Below are 23,247 nucleotides of genomic sequence, written 5' to 3' on the forward strand. Positions count from 1 at the left end.
GAGGCGTCAGGCGTCAGGCATCAGGTACACGGCTCGCCGCGAGATGAGAGCGTTGCATGCCGACGGGTGCACGGCTGTGCATCCCTACATGTCGGGCACCCGCACGCACGCCTCCGCGTGGGTCAGTCGCCGGCCACCGACGGCTGGGCGAGGTCCAGGTCGAGGATCTCGTGGGCGCCGCCGGTGAGGGATATCGGGACGGCGTGCGGCGGGTAGCCGGCTGCCGTGAGGGTGTAGTGACGGCCGCTCAGGCCGGAGAAGGCAAAAGCTCCGTCCGGCCCGGTGACGGTGTGCCCGGTGACGGTGCCGTCCTCGACGAGGGTCACGGCGGCATCGGCGAGCGGACGGCCGGACGGGTCCCGTACCGTTCCCCGGACGGCGGCGGCCGGCTGCAGACGGATGTCCTGGCGGGCCGGTTCGCCACCGGACAGTTCTATGGCGCGGGCCTGCGGCTGGTGACCGGGGGCGCTGAGGACCAGGGTGTACGGGCCGGGCGGCAGCGCCGCCGCATCCCAGCTCCCGTCGGCGCCGGAGGTCGTACGGGTCACCACGTCGCCGCCGGCATCGGTGAGGACGATGCTGCCGCCGGCCAGGGGGACGCCTTCCGGGCCCCCGAACAGCACGCCGCCCAGCCGTCCGGTGCCCGCGAGGATCAGATCGACCTGTGCCGAAACGCCCTCGTCGCGGTACATGGCGGAGGCGGCACAGGGGGCGTGGCCGGGCGCGGCGCCCGTGAGGACGTATGTGCCGGCCGCGGGGGCGGGGAACGCATAGTGTCCGTCGGCGCCGGCCGTGGTGACACCGGCCTGGCGGCCCTGCCGGTCGATCAGGGTGATACTCGCGCCGGGGACCGGGGAGCCCGCGGCGTCGAGGACGCGGCCGGTGAAGCCGGAGGGGGTCTCGGCCTCGTCGGCCGCGGTCGCCGCGGCGGGGATGGACGGTACGCGGATGCCGTGGCCCTCCGGTCCGGCGGCGGGCCGGGCCCAGGACGGCGCGGGCTGCACGAGCCGGGCCGCCGCGCCGGCCGGTTCGAGCACACCGTCCGTGCCGGCGTCAGCGCCGGGCACGTCCCCGGCGCCGCTCTCCGTGCTCTGCGCGACCAGGGACGGACGGGACGCCTTGCGCTGCGACGGCAGGAAGGACGCCAGGACGACACCGACGACGACGGCGGCGGTGGCGATCAGGAAGGAGACCCGGAAGCCGGCCATCGTGGGCACCGTGGCCGGCCCCACGCGCGTGGACATATGGGCCAGCACCATGCCGATCACGGCGCTGGACACCGAGGTGCCGATCGAGCGCATCAGGGTGTTCAGACCGGTGGCCGCACCGGTCTCGGACGGGTCGACGGCGCCGATGATCAGCGCGGGCAGCGAGGAGTACGCCAGACCGATACCGGCGCCGACGACCACCGCGATGATGACGGTCTGCCAGGGCGCATTCATCAGGCCGATACCCGCGCCGTAGCCGATCGCGATGACCATCATGCCGAGCAGCAGCGAGACCTTGGGGCCGCGCCGGGCGGCGATCCGTGCGTACAGCGGGGCGATGCACATCATCGTCAGGCCCAGCGGCGCGACGCACAGGCCCGCCACCACCATCGACCGGCCGAGGCCGTAGCCGGTCGACTCGGGCAGCTGGAGCAGCTGCGGCAGCACCAGGGAGATCGCGTAGAAGGCCACACCGACGGTGATCGAGGCGAGGTTGGTCAGCAGCACCTCGCGGCGCGCGGTGGTCCGCAGATCGACCAGGGGGTCGGCCATGCGCAGCTCCATCACGCCCCACAGCGCCAGGATCAGGACCGCCGTGCCGAACAGACCGAGGGTGGTGGGCGAGCCCCAGCCCCAGTCGCTGCCCTTGGTGATGGGCAGCAGCAGGGCGATCAATCCGGCCGACAGCCCGATGGCGCCCGCCACGTCGAAGCGCCCCTGGGCACGCACCGCGCTCTCCGGGACGACGAGGAAGGTGAGCAGCATCGACAGCACACCGAGCCCGGCGGCACCGAAGAACAGGGTGTGCCAGTTGGCGTGTTGGGCGACCAGGGCCGCGGCCGGCAGCGCGAGTCCGCCGCCCACGCCGATCGACGAGCTCATCAGGCCCATGGCCGAACCGAGCCGTTCGCGCGGCAGCTCGTCGCGCATGATGCCGATGCCGAGCGGAATGGCGCCCATGGCGAAGCCCTGCAGTGCCCGGCCCACGATCATGGTGACCAAGTCGTTGGTGAATCCGCAGATCAGCGAGCCGACGACCATGACCGCGAGGCTGGTGAGCAGCATCCGCCGCTTGCCGTTGAGATCGCCGAGGCGTCCCATGATGGGCGTCGAGACGGCACCCGCGAGGAGGGTGGCCGTCATCACCCAAGTGGCGTTGCTGGGCGCGGTGTTGAGCAGCACCGGCAGGTCCTTGATGACCGGCACCAGCAGTGTCTGCATCACCGCGACGACGATGCCGGAGAAGGCGAGAACCGGGACGATGCCCTGGGCTCTGTGGCGCCCGCCCACGGCCGGGTCGGGCACCGGGGGCGCGGCAGCGGTCGTCGCCGCCCTTCCGGGGAGCTGGTCCATCGTCGTCCGGGTCATACGTGCGGCCTCCAGGGCGGCAGAGAGGAGCGTCAGGGAAAGTGGGGGGTGAGCGTGTGTCGTGAGGGGTGACGGAGCAGGGGTGGCAGCAGGACAGAGGTGAGCAGCAGGCGTTCGGGGTGGGGGAACCCCACGGGCATCGGCACGATCAGATCAGGCCATTGATACGTGCATACCGAACGCTTTATCTTGCGGGCCTATTCCGCCGCACCGGCCGGCATCTCACCGCAGCGGTCGTGATCTGCCTCACGCAGCCCCGCCACTCGCTGCCCTTCACCCCGTTCATCGGACCTCCCCCGGCCTCGCCTTCGATGCGGAATCCGCTGAAGCCGCCGAATTCCGCTGAACCCGCCGAATCCAGTGAAGCGCACGCCACTGACGATCCCGCCGGCAAGGGAACCGCGCCCCGCTCAGGACATAGCGCTCGCCGCGGCCCCCGTCAACGGCAAGAGGCGCCGCGGGATCTCCACGGCGCCTCTGACGTGCACGTTTCGCACACGACCCTTCCACACTTCAACAATCAACACCGCGCGCGCGGTATGTTTTCGCCACCCTGAATGCGCCGGTACGTCCACGTCACTTGACCTCACCCCGAGCCGTCCGGACCGGGACCGGTTCAGCTCGCGGCGACGCCGGCCTCGACGTCCGCCCACCCGCTTCCCTGCAGTGCGGCATTGAGTTTCGCACCGCGCTCCGGGTCCAGATTCAGCTTGGCGAGGATGGCCGGAACCGCAATGCTCGGAAGGGTGTGCTCGAAGAAAACGGTCAGCCGGCGGCTGAGGTCGGCCTGATTGGTCAGGGCCTGCGACATCATCTGCAGTCCGGCGAAGGCGCCGACGAACAGCTCCGCGGTCTCGCGTACGACGATGCTCTCCATCACTTCGCCGCGGTCCTTCGCCTCCGTCAGCAGCCCCTCGACGAACCGGGTCCACGAGATCATCGACTGCTTGCGGTCAAGGTGGTTGGAGCCCTGCTCGACCGCCAGCCGCGCCGCACCACGCTGGATCGGGTCGCTGCGCAGCCGGAACGCCAGAACCTGGCCCGAGTCGACGAACTCCTGCAGCTTGATCTTCTGCGGCTCGACGGCGATATCGACCACCTGCTCCTCGAGCACCGCCAGCGCCAGCTGTTCCTTGGAGGCGAAGTGGAAGTACAAGGCGCCCTTCGTCACGCCGGCGCGCTCGAGGACTTCGGCGATCGTCGCGCGGTCGTAGCCTTGCTCGTCGAATACCGACGCGGCCGCCTCCAAGATCACTCGCCGGGTCCGGATCGCGCGGTCCTGTTGTGCCACAGGACGCCTCCTGTCTCTCGATGTCTTCACGTTCCGCAACAGTTAGCTACCGCTCAAGTCACTGCTGGATCAGCTACTTTCCCCTTTTCGTCGGCCCGGCATTGAAAATAAAACCGGATGGTACGTATCTTAACAGCGATGTACCTCATCCCGTAGAGACGCCTGGGGGCAGTCATGAGCGACACGATGCACGTCAGCGGCACGGTTCAACCCAGGTCTCCGCAGCAGCTGCGGCTCAGCCGGAAGCAGCTCGGCACACCGCGGACCCGCCTCGGCGCCTCCGTCCGGCGGGAGTTCGTCCACCGCCCCCTCGTCGACGACATTCTGGTCACTTCGTGGCGCCGCCTCGATGACTCCCACTTCTCGTTGACTGCCCAGTGGCCGCACGATCACGGATATTTCACCCCCAACCGCGGGCGGCACCATCTCATTCTCGCGGGCGAGACCATCCGCCAGGCCGGGTTGCTGCTCTCCCACGCCGAACTCGGCGTACCTCTCGGCCACCACTTCATCCTCGGGGACCTCGTCTACACCACTCACCCCGAACACCTCACGGTGGGCAGCGGGCCCACTCCGCTGACGATCGACGTCACCTGCAGCACGATGCGGATGCGGGCCGGCACGATGACCTGCGGCCGCTTCGACATGACGATCCGCAAGGCGGGCCGGATCGTGGCGACAGGCCACTCCAGCGTCACGGTCGCCTCGCCCCTCGCCTACCGAAGGATCCGTGGCGAGCGGCTCGCCGCGCGGCGCACCGCCGGCCCGCTCCCGACCCCGGTCCCACCCCAACTGACCGGCAGCGTCGGCGACAGCGATGTCCTGCTCTCCCCCACCGACCGGCCCGACCGCTGGCTGCTGCGTGTCGCGCCCGGCCATGCCGCGGTGGTGAACCCGGCGAACGACCACGTCCCGGGCATGGTGCTGCTCGATGCCGCACAGCAGGCCGCCCACGCCCTGACCGCACCCGAGGGCTTCGTGCCGTACGCGTTCGGTACCGAATTCCGCCGCTACGCCGAGCATGACACCCCCTGTGTGATCGAGGCCCGCCGTGTCCCGTCGGCGCTGCCCTGCACCACCACGGTCCAGGTCACCGGGTCACAGGGCGGAGAGCCGGTGTTCGTGTCCACCCTGACGGCGCCGGACGCCCGGAGCTGAGCACACCGCCACGACGAACGCACTTCCGGGCGGAGCGCGTCCCGAGCCACCGCACCGCGCGTCATCCACCACCGCATGTGCTGAGCAGCAGCGGCTCTTGAGGCATGGACAGCCCGCTCCCGACTGCCGAACGCAGCACAGCAACCGACAGTCCCCGGCGGCAGCACGCCCGCCACAGGCACAGGAAAGGCCAAAGAACGATCATGGGTGACCTCCAGGGAAAGACCGCGCTGGTGACGGGATCCAGCCGGGGCATCGGCCGGGGCATCGCCCAGCGCCTCGCCGAGGACGGCGCGCTGGTCGCCGTCCACTACTGCAGCAATGACACCGCTGCCAAGGAAACGGCCGAGAGCATCCGCAATGCGGGCGGCCGGGCCTTCATAGTGGGTGCGGAGCTGGGGGTTCCCGGTGATGCCGAAGCCCTCTTCGCCGCGTTCGACGACGGACTGGCGGACTGCGGCGCGGAGCCCGGCCTCGACATCCTCGTCAACAACGCCGCGATCAGCATCCCGGGACATATCGACGAGGTGACGCCCGAGGACTTCGACCGCACCCTCGCGGTCAACGCCAAGGCACCCTTCTTCGTGACCCAGCATGGTCTGCGCCGGATGCGGGACGGCGGACGCATCATCTACATCTCGTCGGCGGTGACGAGTACGGCGTTCCCCTCGACCATCGCCTACGGCGTCTCCAAGGGCGCCGTGGACACCCTGACGCGCACCCTCGCCAAGGACGTCGGCGCACGCGGGATCACGGTGAACACCATCTCCCCCGGCTTCGTCGAGACCGATATGAACGCGGCGATGCGCGCGACGCCCGAAGCACATGCGGCGCTGGCCGCCATCTCCGTGTTCAACCGGCTCGGCAGGCCCGCGGACATCGCGGACGTCGCCGCGTTCCTGGCCTCGGACGACTCCCGCTGGATCACCGGCCAGCGCTTCGATGTCACGGGTGGCTCGATGCTCTGACCCCACCGGGGACAAGCCTGGGCCCGCCGCGGCGTCTCGGCGCCGTCAGGCGATGCCAGGCGATGCCAGGCGACGTGGAAGACCAAGCCCAGGGCGGCCCGGCGGCAGGAGGGTGGGTGGTGCCGCGGGACTGTGCGCGGGGCCGCTGTTCGACGAGCAGGAATTCACCGCCCGGGTAGTCCGCGCCCTGCTGGTCCAGGCCGATGGCGACCTGGAGGGGCAGCGGTCGGCGAAATAGCCGTAGTGGTCCGAGGGGCGGGCTCAGCCGGCGTCCGGCACGACGCCCTCGATGCCGAGGAGTTGCCGCTTGCGGGCGGGCCCGCCCGCGTAACCCGACAGGGACCCGTCCGCGGCGATCACACGGTGGCAGGGCCGGACGACGAGCAGCGGGTTCGCGCCGATCGCTGTGCCGACGGCGCGCACCGCGCCCCGTGCCGCCCCGATGTCGGCGGCGATCGCGCCGTAGGTGGACGTGGTGCCGTACGGAACGGCCTCCAGGGCCTTCCACACGCGCTGTTGGAAGTCCGTGCCCCGGGCGGGTTTGCAGGCGATGCCGAAGCGGGTCAGCTCCCCGTCGAAGTAGGCGCGCAGTTGGCGGGCGATTCCGGCGAAGGCGTCGGGGGCGTACGTCCAGCCGTCCTGGACGGTCGCACCGCCCTTCTGGCCGGGCACGGTCAGCGACGCGAGCGCGGTACCGCCCGGTGCGGTGGCCGATTCCTCGCCCACCAGCAGGAGTTCGCCCAGCGGGCTGTCGAGGGTGGTGTAGAGCGTCATGGTCCTGTGCTTTCCGTGATGGAGGGGCGGGTGTGCGCCGGCTCGGTGGCCGGCACGTTCCAGAAGTGGTGCATGGCGTACGAGCGCCATGGGCGCCAGGCGTCCGCCCGCGCCGTCAGACCGTCCGTCGGGGCCCCGGCCCGGCGCATTCCGGCCCGTACGGCCGCGTCGCCGGTCAGCAGCACATCGGGGTCCCCGAGGGCTCGCATCCGGAGGTAGCCGGCGGTCCACGGGCCGATGCCGCGCAGCCCGAGCAGCGCGCGCTCGGCCTCGTCCCGGTCGGCGCCGGCGTCCAGCGTGACGGTGCCGTCGGCGAGCGCGGAACCGAGGGTACGCAGGGTGATCCGCCGCGATGCGGGCATGCCGAGTTCCGCGAGCGAGGCCCCCGCCAGGTCGCCGGCGCGGGGGAAGAGGTGGGTGAGCGCACCGGTCGGCTCCGGCAGCGGTTCTCCGTACGCGGCGACCAGGGCGCCGCCGAGCGTGCGGCCGGCCGCGACCGAGACCTGCCGGCCGAGTACGGCACGGACCGCGAGCTCGTCCGGGTCGGCAGCGCCCGGGGAGCGCAGTCCGGGGCACTCGGCCACCAGCCGCGCCAGGACGGGGTTCTCGCCGAGCCGCTCGGCGACCGCGTACGGGTCGGCATCCAGATCGAAGAGGCGGCGCACCCGCTGGCCGGCGGTGGTGAGATCGCGCAGCTCGGTCAGGCGCAGCCGGCAGTCCAGCCAGCCGTCGCCGGTCGCCTCGTCGACCTCGGCGATACCGGTGCCGTTCGGCAGCCGCAGGGTCCGCCGGTAGGTGCGGGCGCCGGGCTCCCCGCTGACCTCCTCGATACCGCTGAGCGCGCGCCGCTGGAGGTGGTCGAAGAGCTGCCGTGCCGCGTACGGGCCGCGGAAGGCGAGCCGCAGCGGCAGCACCCCGGGGGTGGCATACGGGGCCGCCGGGCCGAACCGGGACGTCTTTCCGGGGCGGGCGGCGCGCAGCTCGCTCGGGGTGAGCGCGTAGATCTCCTTGATGGTGTCGTTGAACTGCCGCACGCTGGCGAATCCGGCCGCAAAGGCGATCTCGGCCGCCTGCAGGCCGGTGGTCTGCAGCAGGACCCGGGCGGTGTGGGCGCGCTGCGCCCGCGCCAGCGCCACGGGGCCCGCGCCCAGCTCGGCGTTGAGCTGCCGCTGCACCTGGCGGGCGCTGTAGCCGAGCCGGGCCGCCAGTCCGGAGACCCCTTCCCGGTCGACCACGCCATCGCCGATCAGCCGTATCGCCCGCCCGACGACATCGGCACGGGCATTCCACTCCGCGGAGCCGGGCACCGCATCGGGGCGGCAGCGCCGGCAGGCGCGGAAACCGGAGCCCTGGGCGGCCGCGGTGGTCGGAAAGAAAGCGACATTCCGGCGTCGGGGCGTGGTCGCGGGGCAGCTCGGCCGACAGTAGATGCCGGTCGTGGACACCGCGAAGAAGAAGGCGCCGTCGAACCTGGCGTCCCTGCTGCGCACCGCCTCGTACCTGCTGTCCTCGTGCCTCACACGGTCCACTGTGCAGCAGGCCAGGCGGCAGCGCTGGCGGAAATCGGACGGCGCGTTCGGGGCCCCGAAGTGCCCGGGGCGCGGCGGAACGGGTCACGGGGCCCGGCCGGGTCGGACTCGGCTGCGACCCAGGGTTCGAAGTCCCCGGAGTGCAGGCGCAGTTCCATGAAAGCGGACCGGAGAGGACCGGAGAGGACCGGAGAAGGCCGAGAAGGCCAGAGAAGACCTGCTCAAACCTGCGCAGACCGGACCGGGCCAGGAGTCCGAACCGGCAGCCCGCCGATTCGGACTCTCGCCAGGCTAGGACGCTGCCGCAGCCAGCACCACCAGGATCAGGACCAGCGCGAACGTCTCCCAGCGCATGGCCCTCAGCAAGACGCTCCAGTCCAGGGGCCTCGACGTCCGGCCGCTCGACGACGAGCTGCCGCTGTCCGAACCGTCGTCGCCCTGGCCGCCGTCCCCGCTGCGGCTCACGCCGTACTCCCGCCTTCCTGCCACAATTCACGAACGGGCAGCCCTTCGCCCGCTGTTCGTCAGCGCACGTCTTCCGCCACGGCCACTCGACTCCGCGGGCGTACGGCACTACGGGTGGGCCGAGGGGCGGTGAAAGGCGGCCTCCAGCGGCACGGCTCGCCCCGTCAGGCCGGCGGTATCGGCCAGTCGTCCAGCGAGCCTCCGCGCCATTCGACGAGCCGGGGATCGTCCAGCGCGATGTCCTCGGCCGGGCCGGCCACGCCCGCGCGGCGGAGGAATTCGGCAACATCACCACGGCCATGGGCCAGGCCGACGATCTGCCCACGTACGGTCACCCGTCGGCCACCGGAGGGCGTCGGCGGGTGCACGATGACAGGCGGATGCTCGGTCATGCATCCAGCGTGCGCCGGGCACCGCACTCGCGCATTTCGACAGCCGCCGTGAGCATCAATCCTTCGACGGCCGTCGTGGGTATCGATCCTTTCGACAGCCGTCGTGGGTATCAATCCTTGCGGTCAGCCGCATTCACTAGGCTGGCCGGGTGGCGGGGCACAGAGCGGGCCGCCGCTCCGTGAGGCCCCGGGACCGACCTTCGCGACGAAGAGCATGAGGCCGACCGTGAACAACCCCATGGACTCAGCCGAGTTCTCCCGGGACCCGTATCCGCTGCTCGCCGCCTTGCGGTCGCGCGGCCCCGTGCAGCAGGTACCGACGGGCAACGGCCGTACGACATGGGTCGTGACCGGATGGGCGGAGGCGCGGACGGCGCTGGCGGATGCGCGGCTGTCGAAGGACACCGCCCGCTACTTCGCCGACCGGCCCGGCAACCGCAATCTGGCCCCGGCCGTCAGCCGCACCATGCTCGCCACCGACCCGCCGCACCACGGCCGGCTACGGAAGCTGGCGATGAAGGCGTTCACCCCGGCGGCCGTTGCACGGCTGGAGCCCCGTATCCGCGTGATCGCGGAGGAGCTGGCCGACGCACTTGCCGCGCGCGGGTCGGCGGACCTGGTCGAGGAGTTCGCGGTGCCGCTGCCGATCGCAGTGATCAGCGAGCTGCTGGGGGTGCCTGAGCCGGACCGTGCGGCGGTACGGCACTGGTCCGATGACCTGTTCGCCGCCTCGGCCCCGGACACCGTGGACCGCGCCTCACACGCCCTCAGCGACTACATGACACGGTTGATCGCGGCCCGGCGTGCGGATCCCGGGGAGGACGTCCTCAGCGGTCTGATCGCCGCCCGGGACGAGACGGACCGGCTGTCCGAGTCCGAACTCGTCTCACTGGCCGTGCTGTTGGTGGTCGCAGGTCACGAGACGACGACACATCTCATCGGCAACGGCATGCTGGCCCTGCTCCGGGACGGGGCACTGCGCCGCCGTCTCCGGGCCGATCCGGGTCTGCTGCCCGCCGCGGTCGAGGAATTTCTGCGCCACGACGCCCCGATCACCCTCGCGACCTTCCGTTTTGCCACCGAACCGATCGAACTCGGCGGCGTCCGGATCGGCGCCGGGGAGGTGGTTCTCGTCTCTCCCGGTGCCGCCAACCGCGACCCGGCGCAGTTCCCCGCGCCGGACGAGGTACGGCTGGACCGTCACCGCCGCCCGGCGCGCCACGGCCGTCCCGTCTCTCCGAACCACCCCGAGCATCCGAACGGTCACCGGCACCCTCGGCAACCCGAGGGCCTCAAGGGTCCTGAATGTCCCGAGGGCCCCGCGGGTCCCGATCGCCCGGCTGGACATCTCTCGTTCGGGCACGGACCGCACCACTGCCTCGGCGCTCCGTTGGCCCGTGTCGAGGCCCGGATCGCCTTCGAGGTGTTGCTGACGCGTTTTCCCGGCATCCGTCCGGCGGTGGACAGTTGGGATGCCCTGGACTGGCGGCGCACGCGCCTGATGCACGGTCTGGCGAGCCTTCCGGTGCTCCTCGACCGCTGATCGGGCCGTACGCGACAATCGAGGCCATGACCATGGACGACCTCGTGATCCCCGAATCCCGCGCCTGCCGTGCCGCACTGGAGGTGGCGACCGCCTACTGCTCACCCGCGCTGCTGAACCATTCCCTGCGGGCATACCTCTGGGCGGCCGGCTACGCGTCGGCCAACGACATCGCCTTCGATCCGGAACTCCTCTATGTGGCCGCCATGTTCCACGACATCGGGCTGGTGAAGGAGTTCGACAGCCACACCGTGCCGTTCGACGAGGCGGGTGGCCATGTGGCGTGGGTGTTCGCGGCGGGCGCCGGGTGGCCCCAGGAGCGGCGGGTGCGCGCGTCCGAGGTCATCGTCCGGCACATGTGGGACGCGGTGGATGTCGCGATGGACCCGGAGGCACACCTGCTCGTCTTCTCCACCTCCTTGGACATCTCCGGGCGGCGTCCCGACGCGCTGCCGGCGCAGCTCCGCGCCGAAGTCCTGGAACGGTACCCGCGCCTCGGCCTCGGTGAGGAGTTCCTCGCCTGCTTCCGGAGCCAGGCAGAGCGCAAACCGGACAGCTCCGCCGCGGACTCGGTCCGCCACCACCTCGCCGAGCGGATCGCCGCCAACCCGCTGGATGCGTACGGCGCATAGCGGACAACGGCGGACAACGGCAGGAGGCCACCTGGCAAGAGGAAACCCCGGCCAGACGGGGGAGCCCGGCCGGGACGGCATGGGGCGGCTTTCTTCCACACCCACACCCACGCCCCCACACCCCCGACACCCCCCGACACCCACGTGAACGGTGAACGGTGAACGACGGGGGCCTGTTCCGCCAGGCGACGCGTTCGACGCCGCGGCGGCGAAGGCGCCCGCGCTCGGCCCCTCCCCGGGCTTGCACTCCAGGCCGGAACCGATGTCGATGTCAGACCTTGAGCGGCTTGATCGCGGTGGGTGCATGGCCCGGCTCGGTGGCGATGTCCTCCCACTCGTTGACGCCGGCGATATCACTGCCACTCATCGAGATATTGGTGATCCGCTCGAGAATGGCCTCGACAACGACGGGAACACGATGCTCGGCGGCCAGCTTCTTGGCCTCTTCGAAGGCCGCGCCCAGCTCGCTCGGGTCGGTGACGCGGATGGCCTTGCAGCCCAGCCCCTCGACGACCTTGATGTGGTCCACGCCGTAGACGCCCAGCTCCGGCGCGTTGATGTTCTCGAACTCCAGGTTGACCTGGAAGTTGATGTCGAGATTGCGCTGGGCCTGGCGGATCAGCCCCAAGTAGGCGTTGTTCACCAGGACATGGATGTACGGGATCTGGTGCTGGGCGCCGACGGCCAGCTCCTCGATCATGAACTGGAAGTCGTAGTCACCGGAGAGCGCGACGACCGGCGTCTCCGGGTCGGCGGTGGCGACACCCAGTGCGGCCGGGATGGTCCAGCCGAGCGGGCCCGCCTGGCCGCAGTTGATCCAGTGTCGCGGCTGGTAGACGTGCAGCATCTGCGCGCCGGCGATCTGGGAGAGGCCGATGGTGGTGACATAGCGGGTCTCCGGACCGAAGGCCTTGTTCATCTCCTCGTAGACGCGCTGCGGCTTCATCGGGACGTTGTCGAAGTGCGTACGGCGCTGGAGCTGAGCCTTGCGCACCTGCGTGGCGGCGGCCCAGTCACTGCGGTCGGGGAGCTTTCCGGCGGTCTTGAGCTCCTTGGCCACCTCGACGAACAGCTCCAGTGCGGCCTTGGCGTCCGAGGCGATGCCGTAGTCCGGGGCGAAGATCTTGCCGATCTGGGTCGGCTCGATATCGACGTGGACGAACTTGCGGCCCCGGGTGTAGACGTCCAGCTTGCCGGTGTGGCGGTTGGCCCAGCGGTTGCCGATCCCGAGGACGAAGTCGGACTCCAGGAAGTTGGCGTTGCCGTAGCGGTGTGAGGTCTGCAGGCCGACCATCCCGGCGTTGAGTTCGTGGTCGTCGGCGAGGATGCCCCAGCCCATCAGGGTGGGGATGACCGGGGTGCCGGTCAGCTCGGCGAACTCGGCCAGCAGCGCACAGGCGTCGGCGTTGATGATGCCGCCACCGGCGACGATCAGCGGGCGCTCCGACGCGTTGAGCAGCGTGAGCGCCTTCTCCACCTGGGCGCGGGTCGCGGCCGGCTTGAAGGCCGGCAGCGGCTCGTACGTTTCGGGGTCGAAGTCGATCTCGGTCAGCTGCACATCGACCGGCAGGTCGACCAGGACCGGGCCCGGCCGCCCGGAGCGCATCAGATGGAACGCCTGCTGGAAGACGCCGGGGACCTGCGCGGCCTCCATCACCGTGGTGGCGGCCTTGGTGACCGGCTTGGCGATCGAGGCGATGTCGACGGCCTGGAAGTCCTCTTTCTGGATCACCGCGGTAGGCGCCTGGCCGGTAATGCACAGGATCGGGATCGAGTCACCGATCGCGGAGTAGAGGCCGGTGATCATGTCCGTGCCGGCCGGGCCGGACGTGCCGATGCAGACGCCGATGTTGCCCGGGTGGGTCCGGGTGTAGCCCTCGGCCATGTGTGAGGCGCCCTCGACATGGCGGGCCAGCGTGTGATCGATCCCGCCTGCGCCCGTGAGCGCCGCGTAGAAGGGATTGATCGCGGCACCCGGCACTCCGAAGGCGTGCGTCACGCCCTCACGCTTGAGGATCTCCACGGCGGCGCGAGCGGCTGTCATTCGAGGCATCGAGTACTCCTGCGTCGACCTGTCACGGGCAAGCTCCGACGAAGGCCGGAGGGAGGTGTAATTCCGCATCATGGAACTAATGTTTTGCTTTGTGGAAGGAAGGTAGAACGCAGCGATCCGCCCGTCAAGGGCAGGCGTGGCGTCCGATGCCGGGATGACCGCGCGGGGAGGTGGACACAGGGCGGTGACGCGGCGGCGCGAGGGGGCGAGCGTGCGAGGGGGCGAGGGGGCGGGCGTGCGAGAGGAGGGGCGGGGCGCGGGCGCGGCGGTCTACGGGCTCGCCATTCGGCCGGCTCGACCCGAGTGGGCGGGCAAGTGACATCGACGCGAGAGCGCCACCCACACCCCATGGGCCAACCACCCGCCGAGGCCACTTCTAAGGCCTGTCCGACGGGCCATGCGAAAGCCCGGCGGCTCGTCGTTCAGGACAGCGGGTGGGGCGGCAGGACGGGCACCAAGGCGTCGCGGCGACGTGGGCGCGTCTGCCCCCAGTGCCTGTCAGTCAAGATCGCTGGATTGTCCTGCGGGCGCCGGTTTTCGGGGCAATTGCGGTCCGCTGACGGGCCGTTGGGCTATACCCTCGTCCCTTGGGAAGTGAGGGGGACATTTGGGCAGCGTACGCAAACGGAGGCCGAAGGAGGTGTCCATCATGCGCGAGATCGAGATCAAGCCTGTGCCCGTCAAGCGGGAAGAGCGCCGCACCGGTGCTCTCATTCACAAGTGACCCGAGGGGCGGGGCCGGCGCGGCATCTGCCGGTGCCGGCCTCGTGCCCTTGGGCAGATCAGGGACAAGGGCCGTACCCGCGGGCCGGTGTTCGTCACCCACCGCAAGCCGGGCCCGGCAAAGGTCCTCGCGCCGCGCGACGTGTGCCCGGACACCGGGCCGGTCCGGCTGTCGTACGGGCAGGCCCGCATGTTGCTGGACGAGCACACCGCCCTCGGCGGCAAAGCGGCACGGGTCGGGATCTGCACGAGTGGCGGCATTCCGGGCTCACGCACCTCGGCGAGGCGGCGGCGAGCCTGCTGATGCTGATGGCGAAGTCCCGGCACAAGAAGCCCGAGAACGTACGGAAGCACTTCCCTCCCTCCCCGGAGGCGATCGCCGAAGTCACCAGCCTGCTTGCGCCGGGTGACAGCAGGCGCTGATCCGGGGCGGCCGCCGGCGGAGCATGGATCGTGTGGTGGCTGCCGATGTGGATGTCGAGTGCGCGCAACCGGAAGTCGCAGTGCTTCCTTCGCCAGGCGGGGCTGAGGCGGGCGTGAGGGGAGCCGGCCGGACCGCAGACCATGGCGAGCGGCCGGTTGCGTGTATGCCGAAGGTACAGGTGTGAGCCGCGGCGTGGTGGCCGGCACCCATTGATTTGTACATCTGTTCTTAAGGCTTGTACGTTTGTACGCCTGCAGCACATCGAACCGCCGCGGGCGGAGCCTCCCGAAGGGGAAACGACCAAGGAAGTGGTCGGCGGTGAGCGCCGGGCCTCCGGTGGATCGGGGGGTGGGCGGCGGACCCGTCGCCACGACCCCGGCCGGAAGACGCACATCCTGGACGCCACTCTCGACGTCATTGCGGATCACGGGGTGGCCGGGACGACGCATCGGCACATCGCTGCCCGGGCCGGCGTACCGCTCGGGTCGATCACCTATCACTTCGCCAGCTTGACCGATCTCCAGACGCAGGCGTTCGCCCGGCATGTCGAGCTGCAGTCCGCGGTGTTCGAGAACTTGTTCCAGGGCGTCGAGACGCACGAGCAATTCGTGGAGGTCCTGGTCGATCTCGTCCACGGAGGTCCTGCCAGGCACCGCAGTGCGGTCCTCGGCTTCGAGCTGCACCTGGCGGCCCTCCGCAACCCCGGACTGCGAGCCCTGACGCAGGAATGGACGGAGGACAGCCGCACCGTTCTGGCCCGTTTCACCGGCCCGGACAGCGCCGCCCGTCTGGATGCCCTGCTTGAGGGAATGATCATGCATGCTCTGCTCACCACCGCGCCGGAGTCGCGCGAGAGGACACGGGACGCGATCGACCAGACTCTCGGCCCAGCCGGCCGGACGGGATCGTGACCAGAGCGTCTGCAGCCGCCTCGACGGCGCCAACGGCACGAGAGGTGACGGCCGGTGCGAGGGCAACCTACGCGGTCTTCGCCGGTCTGGGGCTCGCCGGATCGACGTGGTCCTCCCGGCTTCCCCAGATCCGCACGCAGCTGCACCTTGACCCGGCATCACTGGGACTCCTGCTGCTCACCATCGCCGTCGGCGGCGCGATCGTGCTGCCCCTGTCGGGACCTGTCGTCACACGCATCGGCCCCCGCCGGGCCATCACCGCCGTGGCACTGCTCGTCAGCGCGAGCCTCGGCGTCATCGCACTCGGATACACCTTTTCACCATCCGTGCTGGTGGCCGGACTGTTCGCGCTCGGCGCGGCTACGGGCTTCTGGGATGTCGCGATGACCGTGCACGCCGCGTCCGTCGAACGGCAGCTCGGCCGTCCCGTCATGCCACGCTTCTTTGCCGCGTTCAGCCTCGGTACGGTCGCCGGTGCCGCGGTCAGTGTGCCGATGACCGCGCTGCGGGTCCCGGTAAGCATCCATGTGGCCGTGGTCGCAGCGGTCATCGGCGGGGCGATACCCGCGGTGACACGGCACTTCCTTCCTGAGCACGCCGCGCGCCCCGTCGCAGTGCCACCGCCGGTGAAAATGTCCCGCTCGGGTCTGGGCGCGTGGCGAGAACCGCGCACCGTGGCGGTCGGGCTCGTCGCACTGGCCTTCGCGGTCGCGGAAGGGGCGGGCAGTAACTGGGTCAGCGTCTCGGTCATCGACCGTCACCACGTCACCGCCACGATCGGCACGCTGGCGTACGCCTCGTTCCTCACCGCGCTCACCGCCGGCCGCTGGCTCGGTCCAGTGGTCCTCCACCGGTTCGGACGGGTCACTGTCCTTCGGACAGCCGCCGCCGTCACCGCCACCGGCGTCGCCCTTTTCGCGCTTGGGCCGTCCACTGGACCGGCGTTCGCGGGAAGTCTGCTCTGGGGGATGGGTGCGGCGCTCGGCTTTCCGATCAGCATGAGTGCCGGGGCCGACGAGCCCGCTCGTACCGCCGGCCGCGTCAGCGTCATCACCTCTATCGGATACTGCGGCTTCGTCGGCGGACCACCCCTCATCGGATTCCTCGCAAACCAGACCACCGTCGGGCACGCCCTGCTCGTCATCGCCATCCTCATGGCCCTGTCCGCTGTGATAGCAGGTACCGCCCGCCGGTCCCCCGAGAAGCACGCGCAGAGCGGCTCCGACGCCCAGGCACGCACCGCTGTCATGTAAGACACAAAACCTTGGAGACTCCTATGCCCCGCCACGCGCCCGTGATCGCCGTCCCCGAGGCCGAGCTGAACGAGCTGCGCTCACGGCTGCTCAACACACGCTGGCCGACCCCCTGGCCCGCCACCGGCTGGGAGGCCGGCACCGACTCCGGCGAACTACGACGCCTCGTCACTTACTGGGCCTGCGACTACGACTGGCGTACCCACGAAGCCACCATCAACGCCCTGCCGTCTCACCTCGCAGACCTCGACGGAACCCCCGTCCACTACCTGCGCTTCGACGGCGAACGCCCCGGCTCCCTGCCGATCGTCCTGACCAACGGGTGGCCCAGTTCCTTCCTCGAACTGACCACCCTCGCCCGCCGGCTGGCCACGCCTTCGCGGTACGGAGGTGACGCCGCCGACGCGTTCACTGTCATCGTCCCCTCGCTGCCCGGATTCGCCTTCTCACCTCAGCGGCCCTCGCTCGCGAAGCAGCTGCAGACACATGAGATCTGGCACCGGCTCATGCACGACGAACTCGGCTTCGCCCGCTACGCCGCGCACGGGGGCGACCTGGGTGCCGGCATCACCTCCCGGCTCGGCGAGGCTCACCCCGAGACCGTGGTGGGCATCCATCTGATGGCGATCGCCAGTCCGGTCGCCTACGACGCGGCCGGTGTCACCCCAGAGGAGCAGGAGTACCTCGATTCCGTCGCGGGGTGGTCCGCGGAAGAGGGCGGGTACCTGCACGAACAGAGCACCCGCCCGCTCACGCTGAGCTATGGTCTGGCCGACTCGCCGACCGGGCTGCTTGCCTGGATCGTCGAGAAGTACCGTGCGTGGAGCGATTGCGGTGGTGACCTGTCGTCCCGGTTCAGCGACGACTTCCTCCTCACGCAGGCGTCGCTCTACTGGTTCACCCACACCATCTCGACCTCCTTCCGGCCCTACTACGAATACGCCCAGCGGCTGACGAGGCGGGTGGAGCGGGTAGACGTGCCCACGGCCCTCGCCCTGTTCCCGGCCGACCTCACCCAGCCGCCCCGCAGCTGGGCCGAGCGCACGTACAACATCAGGAGGTACACCCGCATGCCCCGTGGCGGACACTTCGCCGCCCACGAAGAACCCGAGCTCCTCGCGCACGACCTCACCGAGTTCTTCCGCGCACACCGGTGAACACCTGGACCCGTGAGAGTTCTTGAGCCTCAGCACCAACGCGCCGGAGCCGATCGGCTTACCGGTCGTCGTCGGCCTCCGGATCCCGCAGGGGCCGCAGGCCACCGGGCAGATCGGGGGCTGGAAGGAGTACCGGCCTTGCCATGGAAGATCTTCCGTGCGCGCGCGTGGCGGCCCTCCTGGAGGTTGGCCTGCACCTTGATCTTCCGTCGGTAGGCCGGTGGCAGGACACCGGCTGGAGCCTTCTCCCGCACGGACAACGACTCCTCGCCCCCGCCGCCGAGCGCATCTGTCACCACCGGACCAATGGACCACCGGACCACCGGACCACCGGACCAATGGACCACCGGACCACCGGACCACCGGACCACCGACGCCAAGAACAACGTCCCTTGGTCGCCTGCGGCCGTTGAAAACAGACTCATTCCGCTACGGGTGGTAGATCTCCTGCATGGCAGTGATCTGGCTCTGGCCGTTGACGCGGTAATAGAAGTGCGGGCTGTTGGCGAGCTTGTGGTTCACCAGCCACTTCGGGGTGACCTTCACGGTCGTGGTGTCGCTGAGGACCTTGACGGAGGCACCTGACGCGAAGACGAACGACCGGGCCGCTCCACTCGGGGCGTAGACGACGTCCTCGTCGTTCTGCGTGTTCACCTTGCACGTCTCCGGGGTGACGCGCACGACGGTGTTGCCGTGGACGTTCTTGGCGGAGTCCAGCTTGAAGAAGTGCTGGTACCCCGCGGGCAGGTGGCACGGTTCCCAGGCCGTGGCCCCCGTGGTCCTGGCCTGTGCGTGGGTGGCGGTGACCGCACTCGGACCGCGGGTGGCCGAACCGGCCTTGGTGGACACGGCCGTGGTGCTTCCTGCCGCGTTCGGGCTGGCGCTGGAAGACCCGCACGCGGTGCCGAGGAGCGCGGCGGCGGAGGCGAGGACGACGGCGGCCGAGACGTAACGATGATTCATGAACATCCTCTGCTACGAAGGTCTGCTGACGCCAAGAGAGATACCGGACCGCAGGCAGGGGTTTCACCGACCGCCGGCTGTGACAAGACGGTGACAGCCGCGATCCTGGGCCGGCTCGGTGCCTGGGCCGGCTCGGTGCCTGGGCCGGCTCGGTGCCTGGGCCGGCTCGGTGCCTGGGCCGGGGCCAGGGCCGGAGCCCGGCCGGCACCTCGCCCCGCCGGTCAGCAACTCGACGGGGCGAATTGACCAACGGCATCCTTCTCGGGTGGGGTCTACCGCTATGGGCCGAGCTTGGGCCGGCCCGAGGTGTGTCGGCGGCCAATGGGTTCCTGAATCGCTGCCGTCCTAGCGGATCGGCATCCCCGAAACCGTGCGGGCGATCACCAGTCGCTGGATCTCGCTGGTGCCCTCGAAAATGGTGTAAATGGCGGCGTCACGGTGCATCCGCTCGACCGGGTATTCGCGGGTGAAGCCGTTGCCGCCGAGGATCTGTACGGCCTGGGCGGTGACCTTTTTGGCGACCTCGCTGGCGAAGAGCTTCGACATGGAACCCTCGGCGGAGGTGAACGGCTTGCCGGCCACCGCCATCCAGGAGGCGCGCCAGACCAGCAGGCGGGCGGCGTCGATCTGGGTGCGCATATCGGCGAGCTGGAAGGCCACGCCCTGGTTGTCGATGATCGGGCGGCCGAACTGGGAGCGGGTTTTGGCGTACTCCAGGGCCTCTTCATAGGCCGCGCGGGCGGTGCCGACGGCCATCGCGCCGACGGCGGGGCGGGAGGCCTCGAAGGTGGCCATGGCTGCGTTCTTCACGCGCTCGCCACCGCTCCTGGCCTTCTCGCGGGCGCGGGCGAGGCGCTCGTCGAGCTTCTCCTTGCCGCCGAGCAGGCAGTGGCCGGGCACCCGGACGTTTTCCAGGACGACCTCGGCGGTGTGCGAGGCGCGGATGCCGTGCTTCTTGAACTTCTGTCCCTGGGAGAGGCCCGGAGTGCCCGGGGGGACGATGAAGGAGGCATGGCCCTTGGAGCCGAGGCCGGGGTCGACGGCCGCGACGACGACATGGACATTGGCGATGCCGCCGTTGGTGGCCCAGGTCTTGGTGCCGTTGAGCACCCATTCGTCCTTGGCCTCGTCGTAGACGGCGCGGGTACGCATCGCCGCGACATCCGAGCCGGCGTCCGGCTCCGACGAACAGAAGGCGGCGACCTTGACATCGTGGGCGTCGCCGTACATCTGCGGGATCCAGGTGCCGATCTGTTCCTCGGTACCGTTCGCGAGCACGCCGACGGCGGCGAGCCCGGTGCCCACGATCGACAGGCCGATACCGGCGTCGCCCCAGAAGAGTTCCTCCATGGACATGGGGATGCCGAGGCCCGTGGGGTCGAAGAACTGCTGGGCGTAGAAATCCAGCGAGTACAGACCGATCTTGGCGGCTTCCTGGATGACCGGCCAGGGAGTCTCCTCGCGCTCGTCCCATTCGGCAGCGGCGGGGCGCATGACGTCCGCGGCGAAGCCGTGAACCCAGTCACGGACTTCCTTCTGCTCGTCGTTGAGCTCCATGGTGAACTCGGCCACGTCCCCTCCAGTGCTGCGCGCATGACGATGTTACTAGCGGTAACGTGCAGTGTGTTACTCGCCAGTAAGGGATGTCAACTCCCCCGGGGGGCGAATTCATCGCGGAGTACGGGTGTTACGTTGCGCGAGCGCCACAGATTCACAAGGGTGGGGAGCACGACCATGGAAAGCACGGAACACCGAGACCGCCAGCAGACGGCGACCGAGCGCAGACGGCGGGAGCTGCTGGAGGCCGCCGAGCGGATTGTGCTGCGCGACGGCCCGGACGCCTCGATGAACGCCATCGCCGCCGAGGCCGGCATCACCAAGCCGATCCTCTACCGGCACTTCGGCGACAAGGGCGGGCTGTACCGCGCGCTCGCCGTACGGCACACCGATGCCTTGCTGGCGAATCTGGCGACCGCGCTGGACGCGCCGGTCCTGCGCCGGGACCGCGTCGAGGCCACCCTCGACGCCTACCTGCTCGCGATCGAGGCCCGGCCGCAGGTGTACCGCTTCCTGATGCACCCGTCGGACGAGGACAACGCGTCCGAGTCCGGATTCGACGTCGGACGGCACTCCGCGCCGCTGCTGCGCCGGCTCGGTGAGGAGCTGGCCAAGGTGATCACCGACCGGCTCGACCTGGGGCCGGGCGGCGAGCTGAGAGCCCGCGTCTGGGGACACGGCATTGTCGGCATGATGCATGGCGCCGGTGACTGGTGGCTGCGGGAACGCCCTTGTTCGCGCGAGGAGTTGGTCACACAGCTGGCCGATCTGCTCTGGGGCCGGCTGGTCGTGCTCGAGGACCGCGCGGACGGCCCCGGCTTCTGAGCGCCGGAGCCTTCGGCGGCGGGCGGCGCCCGCCGCTCAGCGGCCGGACACCGCCGTCGCGGCCCACGGGGCCTTTGCCGCCGCGCGCAGTGCCCGGCGCCGGCGCAGCCCGGTGAGGTGGTCGATGTACAGCCCGCCGTCGAGGTGATCGCACTCGTGCTGGAGACAGCGGGCGAAGAAACCGGTGCCGGTCACCGTCCTGGGCTCGCCGGTGACACTGACCCCGGTCACGACGGTGTGGTCGTGGCGCGGGGTGCCGGCCTCGATGCCGGGGAGCGAGAGACAGCCCTCGGGCCCGCGGATGACCGGGCCGTCGGCCTCGACGAGCCGGGGGTTGACGAGATGCCCGAGATGACGGCGGTCCTCGTCATCGGGGCAGTCGTAGACGAACACCCGCAGCGGGACGCCGATCTGGTTGGCGGCCAGGCCCACACCGTCCGCGGCGTACATCGTCGCGTACATGTCCTCGACCAGCCGGGCCAGGTCCGCATCGAAGACGGTGACCTCCTGGCAGGACTCGGTCAGGGCCGGATCGCCCAGCAGGCGCAGCGGGCGGACACGGCCGGAAGTGCCGGGGATGGTGCGGGGAGACATGGCCGTAAGCGTACGGTCCGGCGCGCCCCGGATGTCCCGGATGGGTGGCGGGGTTCGGGCCCGGGGCCGGATCTCGATAGGCTGATCCCCGACCGAAGCCTCGGCCGGTCATCGGCTGCGGAGGAAGCGTTCCACCGGCAGCCTCAGGGCAGGCGGGCGCCGGATGCAAGGAGGATCAAAGACCATGGCAGGCAACACGGAGCCGCTGTCGCCGCGGGCCAAGCTGGCCGTGACGGCGGGCAAGGCCGCGGCGGCGGTGTCGCGCGCGGCGGGCCGCGGCAGCGGATCGGTGATCGGTGGCCGGGTGGCGCTCAAGCTCGACCCCGACCTGCTGGCGCGGCTGGCCCGGCACCTGGACGTCATTTTGGTGTCGGCGACCAACGGCAAGACGACCACGACACGGCTGATCGCGGAGGCGCTGCGGGCCAGCGGTCCGGTGGTCTCCAACGCGCTCGGCGCCAACATGCCCGCGGGCATCACTTCCGCGCTGGCCGGTGGATCGGATGCCCGCTTCGGCGTCATCGAGGTCGACGAGAAGTACCTCGCCGGTGTGGCCCGCGATGTGACACCGAAGGCCATAGCGCTGTTGAACCTCTCGCGCGACCAGCTCGACCGCGCCGCGGAGACGCGGATGCTGGCCGAGCACTGGCGCGAGGGTCTGGCGGGTTCCAAGGCGCTGATCATCGCCAACGCGGACGATCCGCTGATCGTGTGGGCGGCCTCGTCGTCCGCGAATGTGGTGTGGGTCGCGGCCGGGCAGGAGTGGAAGGACGACGCCTGGTCCTGCCCCTCGTGCGGTGGTGTGATGCAGCGGCCGGGCGAGGACTGGTTCTGCGCCGAGTGCGGCTTCCGCCGTCCCACGCCCAGCTGGGCACTGTCCGGCGATCATGTTCTCGACCCGCACGGCAGTGCCTGGCCGATCAAGCTGCAGCTGCCGGGGCGCGCCAACAAGGCCAACGCCACCACGTCCGCCGCGGTCGCCGCCGCCTTCGGGGTGCCACCGCAGGTGGCCCTGGAGCGGATGTTCTCGGTGCAGGCGGTGGCCGGCCGCTATGACGTGGTCACCTTCATGGAGCGGGAGCTGCGGCTGCTGCTGGCGAAGAACCCGGCCGGCTGGCTGGAGACGTTCTCGCTGATCGACCCGCCGCCGACCCCGGTGATCATGTCGGTGAACGCACGCGGCGCGGACGGCACGGACACCTCCTGGCTGTGGGACGTCGACTACACCCGGCTCGCCGGGCACCCGATCTTCGTGCTCGGCGACCGCAAGCTGGACCTGGCGGTGCGCCTGGAGGTCGCGGGCCTGGACTTCCATGTCTGCGAGAGCCTCGACGAGGCGGTGGGGATGGCCCCGCCCGGACGGATCGAGGTCATCGCCAACTACACGGCCTTCCAGGACCTGCGCCGGCGTGTGGGCAACTGAGTGTGGTCCAGCGACGTTACGGACAAGGACGAGCAA

20 protein-coding genes and 1 pseudogene are annotated in these 23,247 nt (G+C 70.2%); 10 read left to right on the plus strand and 11 right to left on the minus strand.

The window, feature by feature from the left end; genetic code table 11:
* Positions 1-122 precede the first annotated feature (122 nt).
* Complete coding sequence (locus ACWGJY_RS13125; protein WP_453260871.1) at positions 123-2,576, minus strand: MFS transporter; 2,454 nt, start codon at positions 2,574-2,576, stop codon at positions 123-125.
* 616 nt (positions 2,577-3,192) lie between these two features.
* Positions 3,193-3,867, minus strand: coding sequence for a ScbR family autoregulator-binding transcription factor (locus ACWGJY_RS13130; protein WP_453260872.1), 675 nt, complete (start codon positions 3,865-3,867; stop codon positions 3,193-3,195).
* 174 nt (positions 3,868-4,041) lie between these two features.
* On the opposite strand from ACWGJY_RS13130, the gene ACWGJY_RS13135 reads away from it, so the two are divergent.
* Together ACWGJY_RS13135 and ACWGJY_RS13140 are read left to right on the plus strand one after the other, a co-directional pair.
* On the plus strand, positions 4,042-5,025 hold the full coding sequence (locus ACWGJY_RS13135) for a ScbA/BarX family gamma-butyrolactone biosynthesis protein (protein ID WP_453260873.1): 984 nt from the start codon (positions 4,042-4,044) through the stop codon (positions 5,023-5,025).
* A 203-nt stretch (positions 5,026-5,228) separates the two neighbouring features.
* Entirely contained in the window at positions 5,229-5,993 is a 765-nt protein-coding gene (locus ACWGJY_RS13140) for an SDR family oxidoreductase (protein ID WP_453260874.1), read from the plus strand.
* Here the strand turns inward: ACWGJY_RS13140 and ACWGJY_RS13145 are convergent.
* The 5 genes from ACWGJY_RS13145 to ACWGJY_RS13165 all read right to left on the minus strand — a co-directional run bounded on the left by ACWGJY_RS13145 (position 5,971) and on the right by ACWGJY_RS13165 (position 9,153).
* Entirely contained in the window at positions 5,971-6,363 is a 393-nt protein-coding gene (locus ACWGJY_RS13145) for a 2OG-Fe(II) oxygenase (RefSeq protein ID WP_453260965.1), read from the minus strand. The two genes, ACWGJY_RS13140 and ACWGJY_RS13145, sit on opposite strands and share 23 nt — an antisense overlap.
* On the minus strand, positions 6,255-6,767 hold the full coding sequence (locus ACWGJY_RS13150; RefSeq protein WP_453260875.1) for a methylated-DNA--[protein]-cysteine S-methyltransferase: 513 nt from the start codon (positions 6,765-6,767) through the stop codon (positions 6,255-6,257). The genes ACWGJY_RS13145 and ACWGJY_RS13150 overlap by 109 nt, the downstream gene beginning before the upstream one ends.
* The gene (locus tag ACWGJY_RS13155; protein ID WP_453260876.1) at positions 6,764-8,287 is read right to left on the minus strand and encodes an AlkA N-terminal domain-containing protein; all 1,524 of its coding nucleotides are present in this window, start codon (positions 8,285-8,287) and stop codon (positions 6,764-6,766) included. Before ACWGJY_RS13155 ends, ACWGJY_RS13150 begins: the two co-directional genes overlap by 4 nt.
* Before the next feature lie 300 nt (positions 8,288-8,587).
* Positions 8,588-8,761, minus strand: coding sequence for a hypothetical protein (locus ACWGJY_RS13160; RefSeq protein ID WP_453260877.1), 174 nt, complete (start codon positions 8,759-8,761; stop codon positions 8,588-8,590).
* Between the two features lie 164 nt (positions 8,762-8,925).
* Positions 8,926-9,153, minus strand: a complete 228-nt coding sequence (locus tag ACWGJY_RS13165; protein ID WP_453260878.1) for a hypothetical protein — start codon at positions 9,151-9,153, stop codon at positions 8,926-8,928.
* Between the two features lie 238 nt (positions 9,154-9,391).
* Here ACWGJY_RS13165 and ACWGJY_RS13170 point away from each other — a divergent pair, with 238 nt between their 5' ends.
* Both ACWGJY_RS13170 and ACWGJY_RS13175 read left to right on the plus strand, forming a co-directional pair.
* A complete protein-coding gene (locus tag ACWGJY_RS13170) occupies positions 9,392-10,696 on the plus strand; it encodes a cytochrome P450 (protein ID WP_453260879.1) in 1,305 nt (434 codons plus the stop codon).
* 26 nt (positions 10,697-10,722) lie between these two features.
* A complete protein-coding gene (locus ACWGJY_RS13175; protein WP_453260880.1) occupies positions 10,723-11,328 on the plus strand; it encodes an HD domain-containing protein in 606 nt (201 codons plus the stop codon).
* A gap of 271 nt (positions 11,329-11,599) precedes the next feature.
* On the opposite strand, the gene gcl is transcribed toward ACWGJY_RS13175, so the two are convergent.
* Positions 11,600-13,381 carry a glyoxylate carboligase gene (gcl, locus tag ACWGJY_RS13180; protein WP_453260881.1) on the minus strand — a complete coding sequence of 594 codons (1,782 nt, stop codon included), beginning with the start codon at positions 13,379-13,381 and terminating at the stop codon, positions 11,600-11,602.
* Between the two features lie 745 nt (positions 13,382-14,126).
* Between gcl and ACWGJY_RS13185 the strand changes: the two are divergent.
* The 4 genes and pseudogenes from ACWGJY_RS13185 to ACWGJY_RS13200 form a co-directional block, all read left to right on the plus strand.
* Positions 14,127-14,527: pseudogene (locus ACWGJY_RS13185) on the plus strand (site-specific integrase); the annotation flags it as partial.
* Between the two features lie 309 nt (positions 14,528-14,836).
* On the plus strand, positions 14,837-15,439 hold the full coding sequence (locus ACWGJY_RS13190; RefSeq protein WP_453260882.1) for a TetR/AcrR family transcriptional regulator: 603 nt from the start codon (positions 14,837-14,839) through the stop codon (positions 15,437-15,439).
* Positions 15,436-16,692, plus strand: coding sequence for an MFS transporter (locus ACWGJY_RS13195; RefSeq protein ID WP_453260883.1), 1,257 nt, complete (start codon positions 15,436-15,438; stop codon positions 16,690-16,692). Before ACWGJY_RS13190 ends, ACWGJY_RS13195 begins: the two co-directional genes overlap by 4 nt.
* Before the next feature lie 23 nt (positions 16,693-16,715).
* On the plus strand, positions 16,716-17,849 hold the full coding sequence (locus ACWGJY_RS13200; protein WP_453260884.1) for an epoxide hydrolase family protein: 1,134 nt from the start codon (positions 16,716-16,718) through the stop codon (positions 17,847-17,849).
* A 429-nt stretch (positions 17,850-18,278) separates the two neighbouring features.
* Here ACWGJY_RS13200 and ACWGJY_RS13205 read toward each other — a convergent pair whose 3' ends face one another.
* Positions 18,279-18,812 (minus strand): hypothetical protein, encoded by a 534-nt coding sequence (locus tag ACWGJY_RS13205; protein ID WP_453260885.1) that lies wholly within the window; start codon positions 18,810-18,812, stop codon positions 18,279-18,281.
* Between the two features lie 345 nt (positions 18,813-19,157).
* Positions 19,158-20,384, minus strand: coding sequence for an acyl-CoA dehydrogenase family protein (locus ACWGJY_RS13210; RefSeq protein ID WP_453260886.1), 1,227 nt, complete (start codon positions 20,382-20,384; stop codon positions 19,158-19,160).
* 162 nt (positions 20,385-20,546) lie between these two features.
* Here ACWGJY_RS13210 and ACWGJY_RS13215 point away from each other — a divergent pair, with 162 nt between their 5' ends.
* Positions 20,547-21,194 (plus strand): TetR family transcriptional regulator, encoded by a 648-nt coding sequence (locus tag ACWGJY_RS13215; protein ID WP_453260887.1) that lies wholly within the window; start codon positions 20,547-20,549, stop codon positions 21,192-21,194.
* A gap of 36 nt (positions 21,195-21,230) precedes the next feature.
* Here the strand turns inward: ACWGJY_RS13215 and def are convergent, their stop codons facing one another.
* Complete coding sequence (gene def, locus ACWGJY_RS13220) at positions 21,231-21,788, minus strand: peptide deformylase (protein WP_453260888.1); 558 nt, start codon at positions 21,786-21,788, stop codon at positions 21,231-21,233.
* A gap of 184 nt (positions 21,789-21,972) precedes the next feature.
* Between def and ACWGJY_RS13225 the strand changes: the two genes are divergently transcribed.
* Positions 21,973-23,211: a MurT ligase domain-containing protein gene (locus ACWGJY_RS13225; RefSeq protein WP_453260889.1), complete on the plus strand. Its 1,239-nt coding sequence runs from the start codon at positions 21,973-21,975 to the stop codon at positions 23,209-23,211.
* Positions 23,212-23,247: the final 36 nt, after the last annotated feature.

The organism is Streptomyces sp. NPDC054765 (assembly GCF_053612065.1).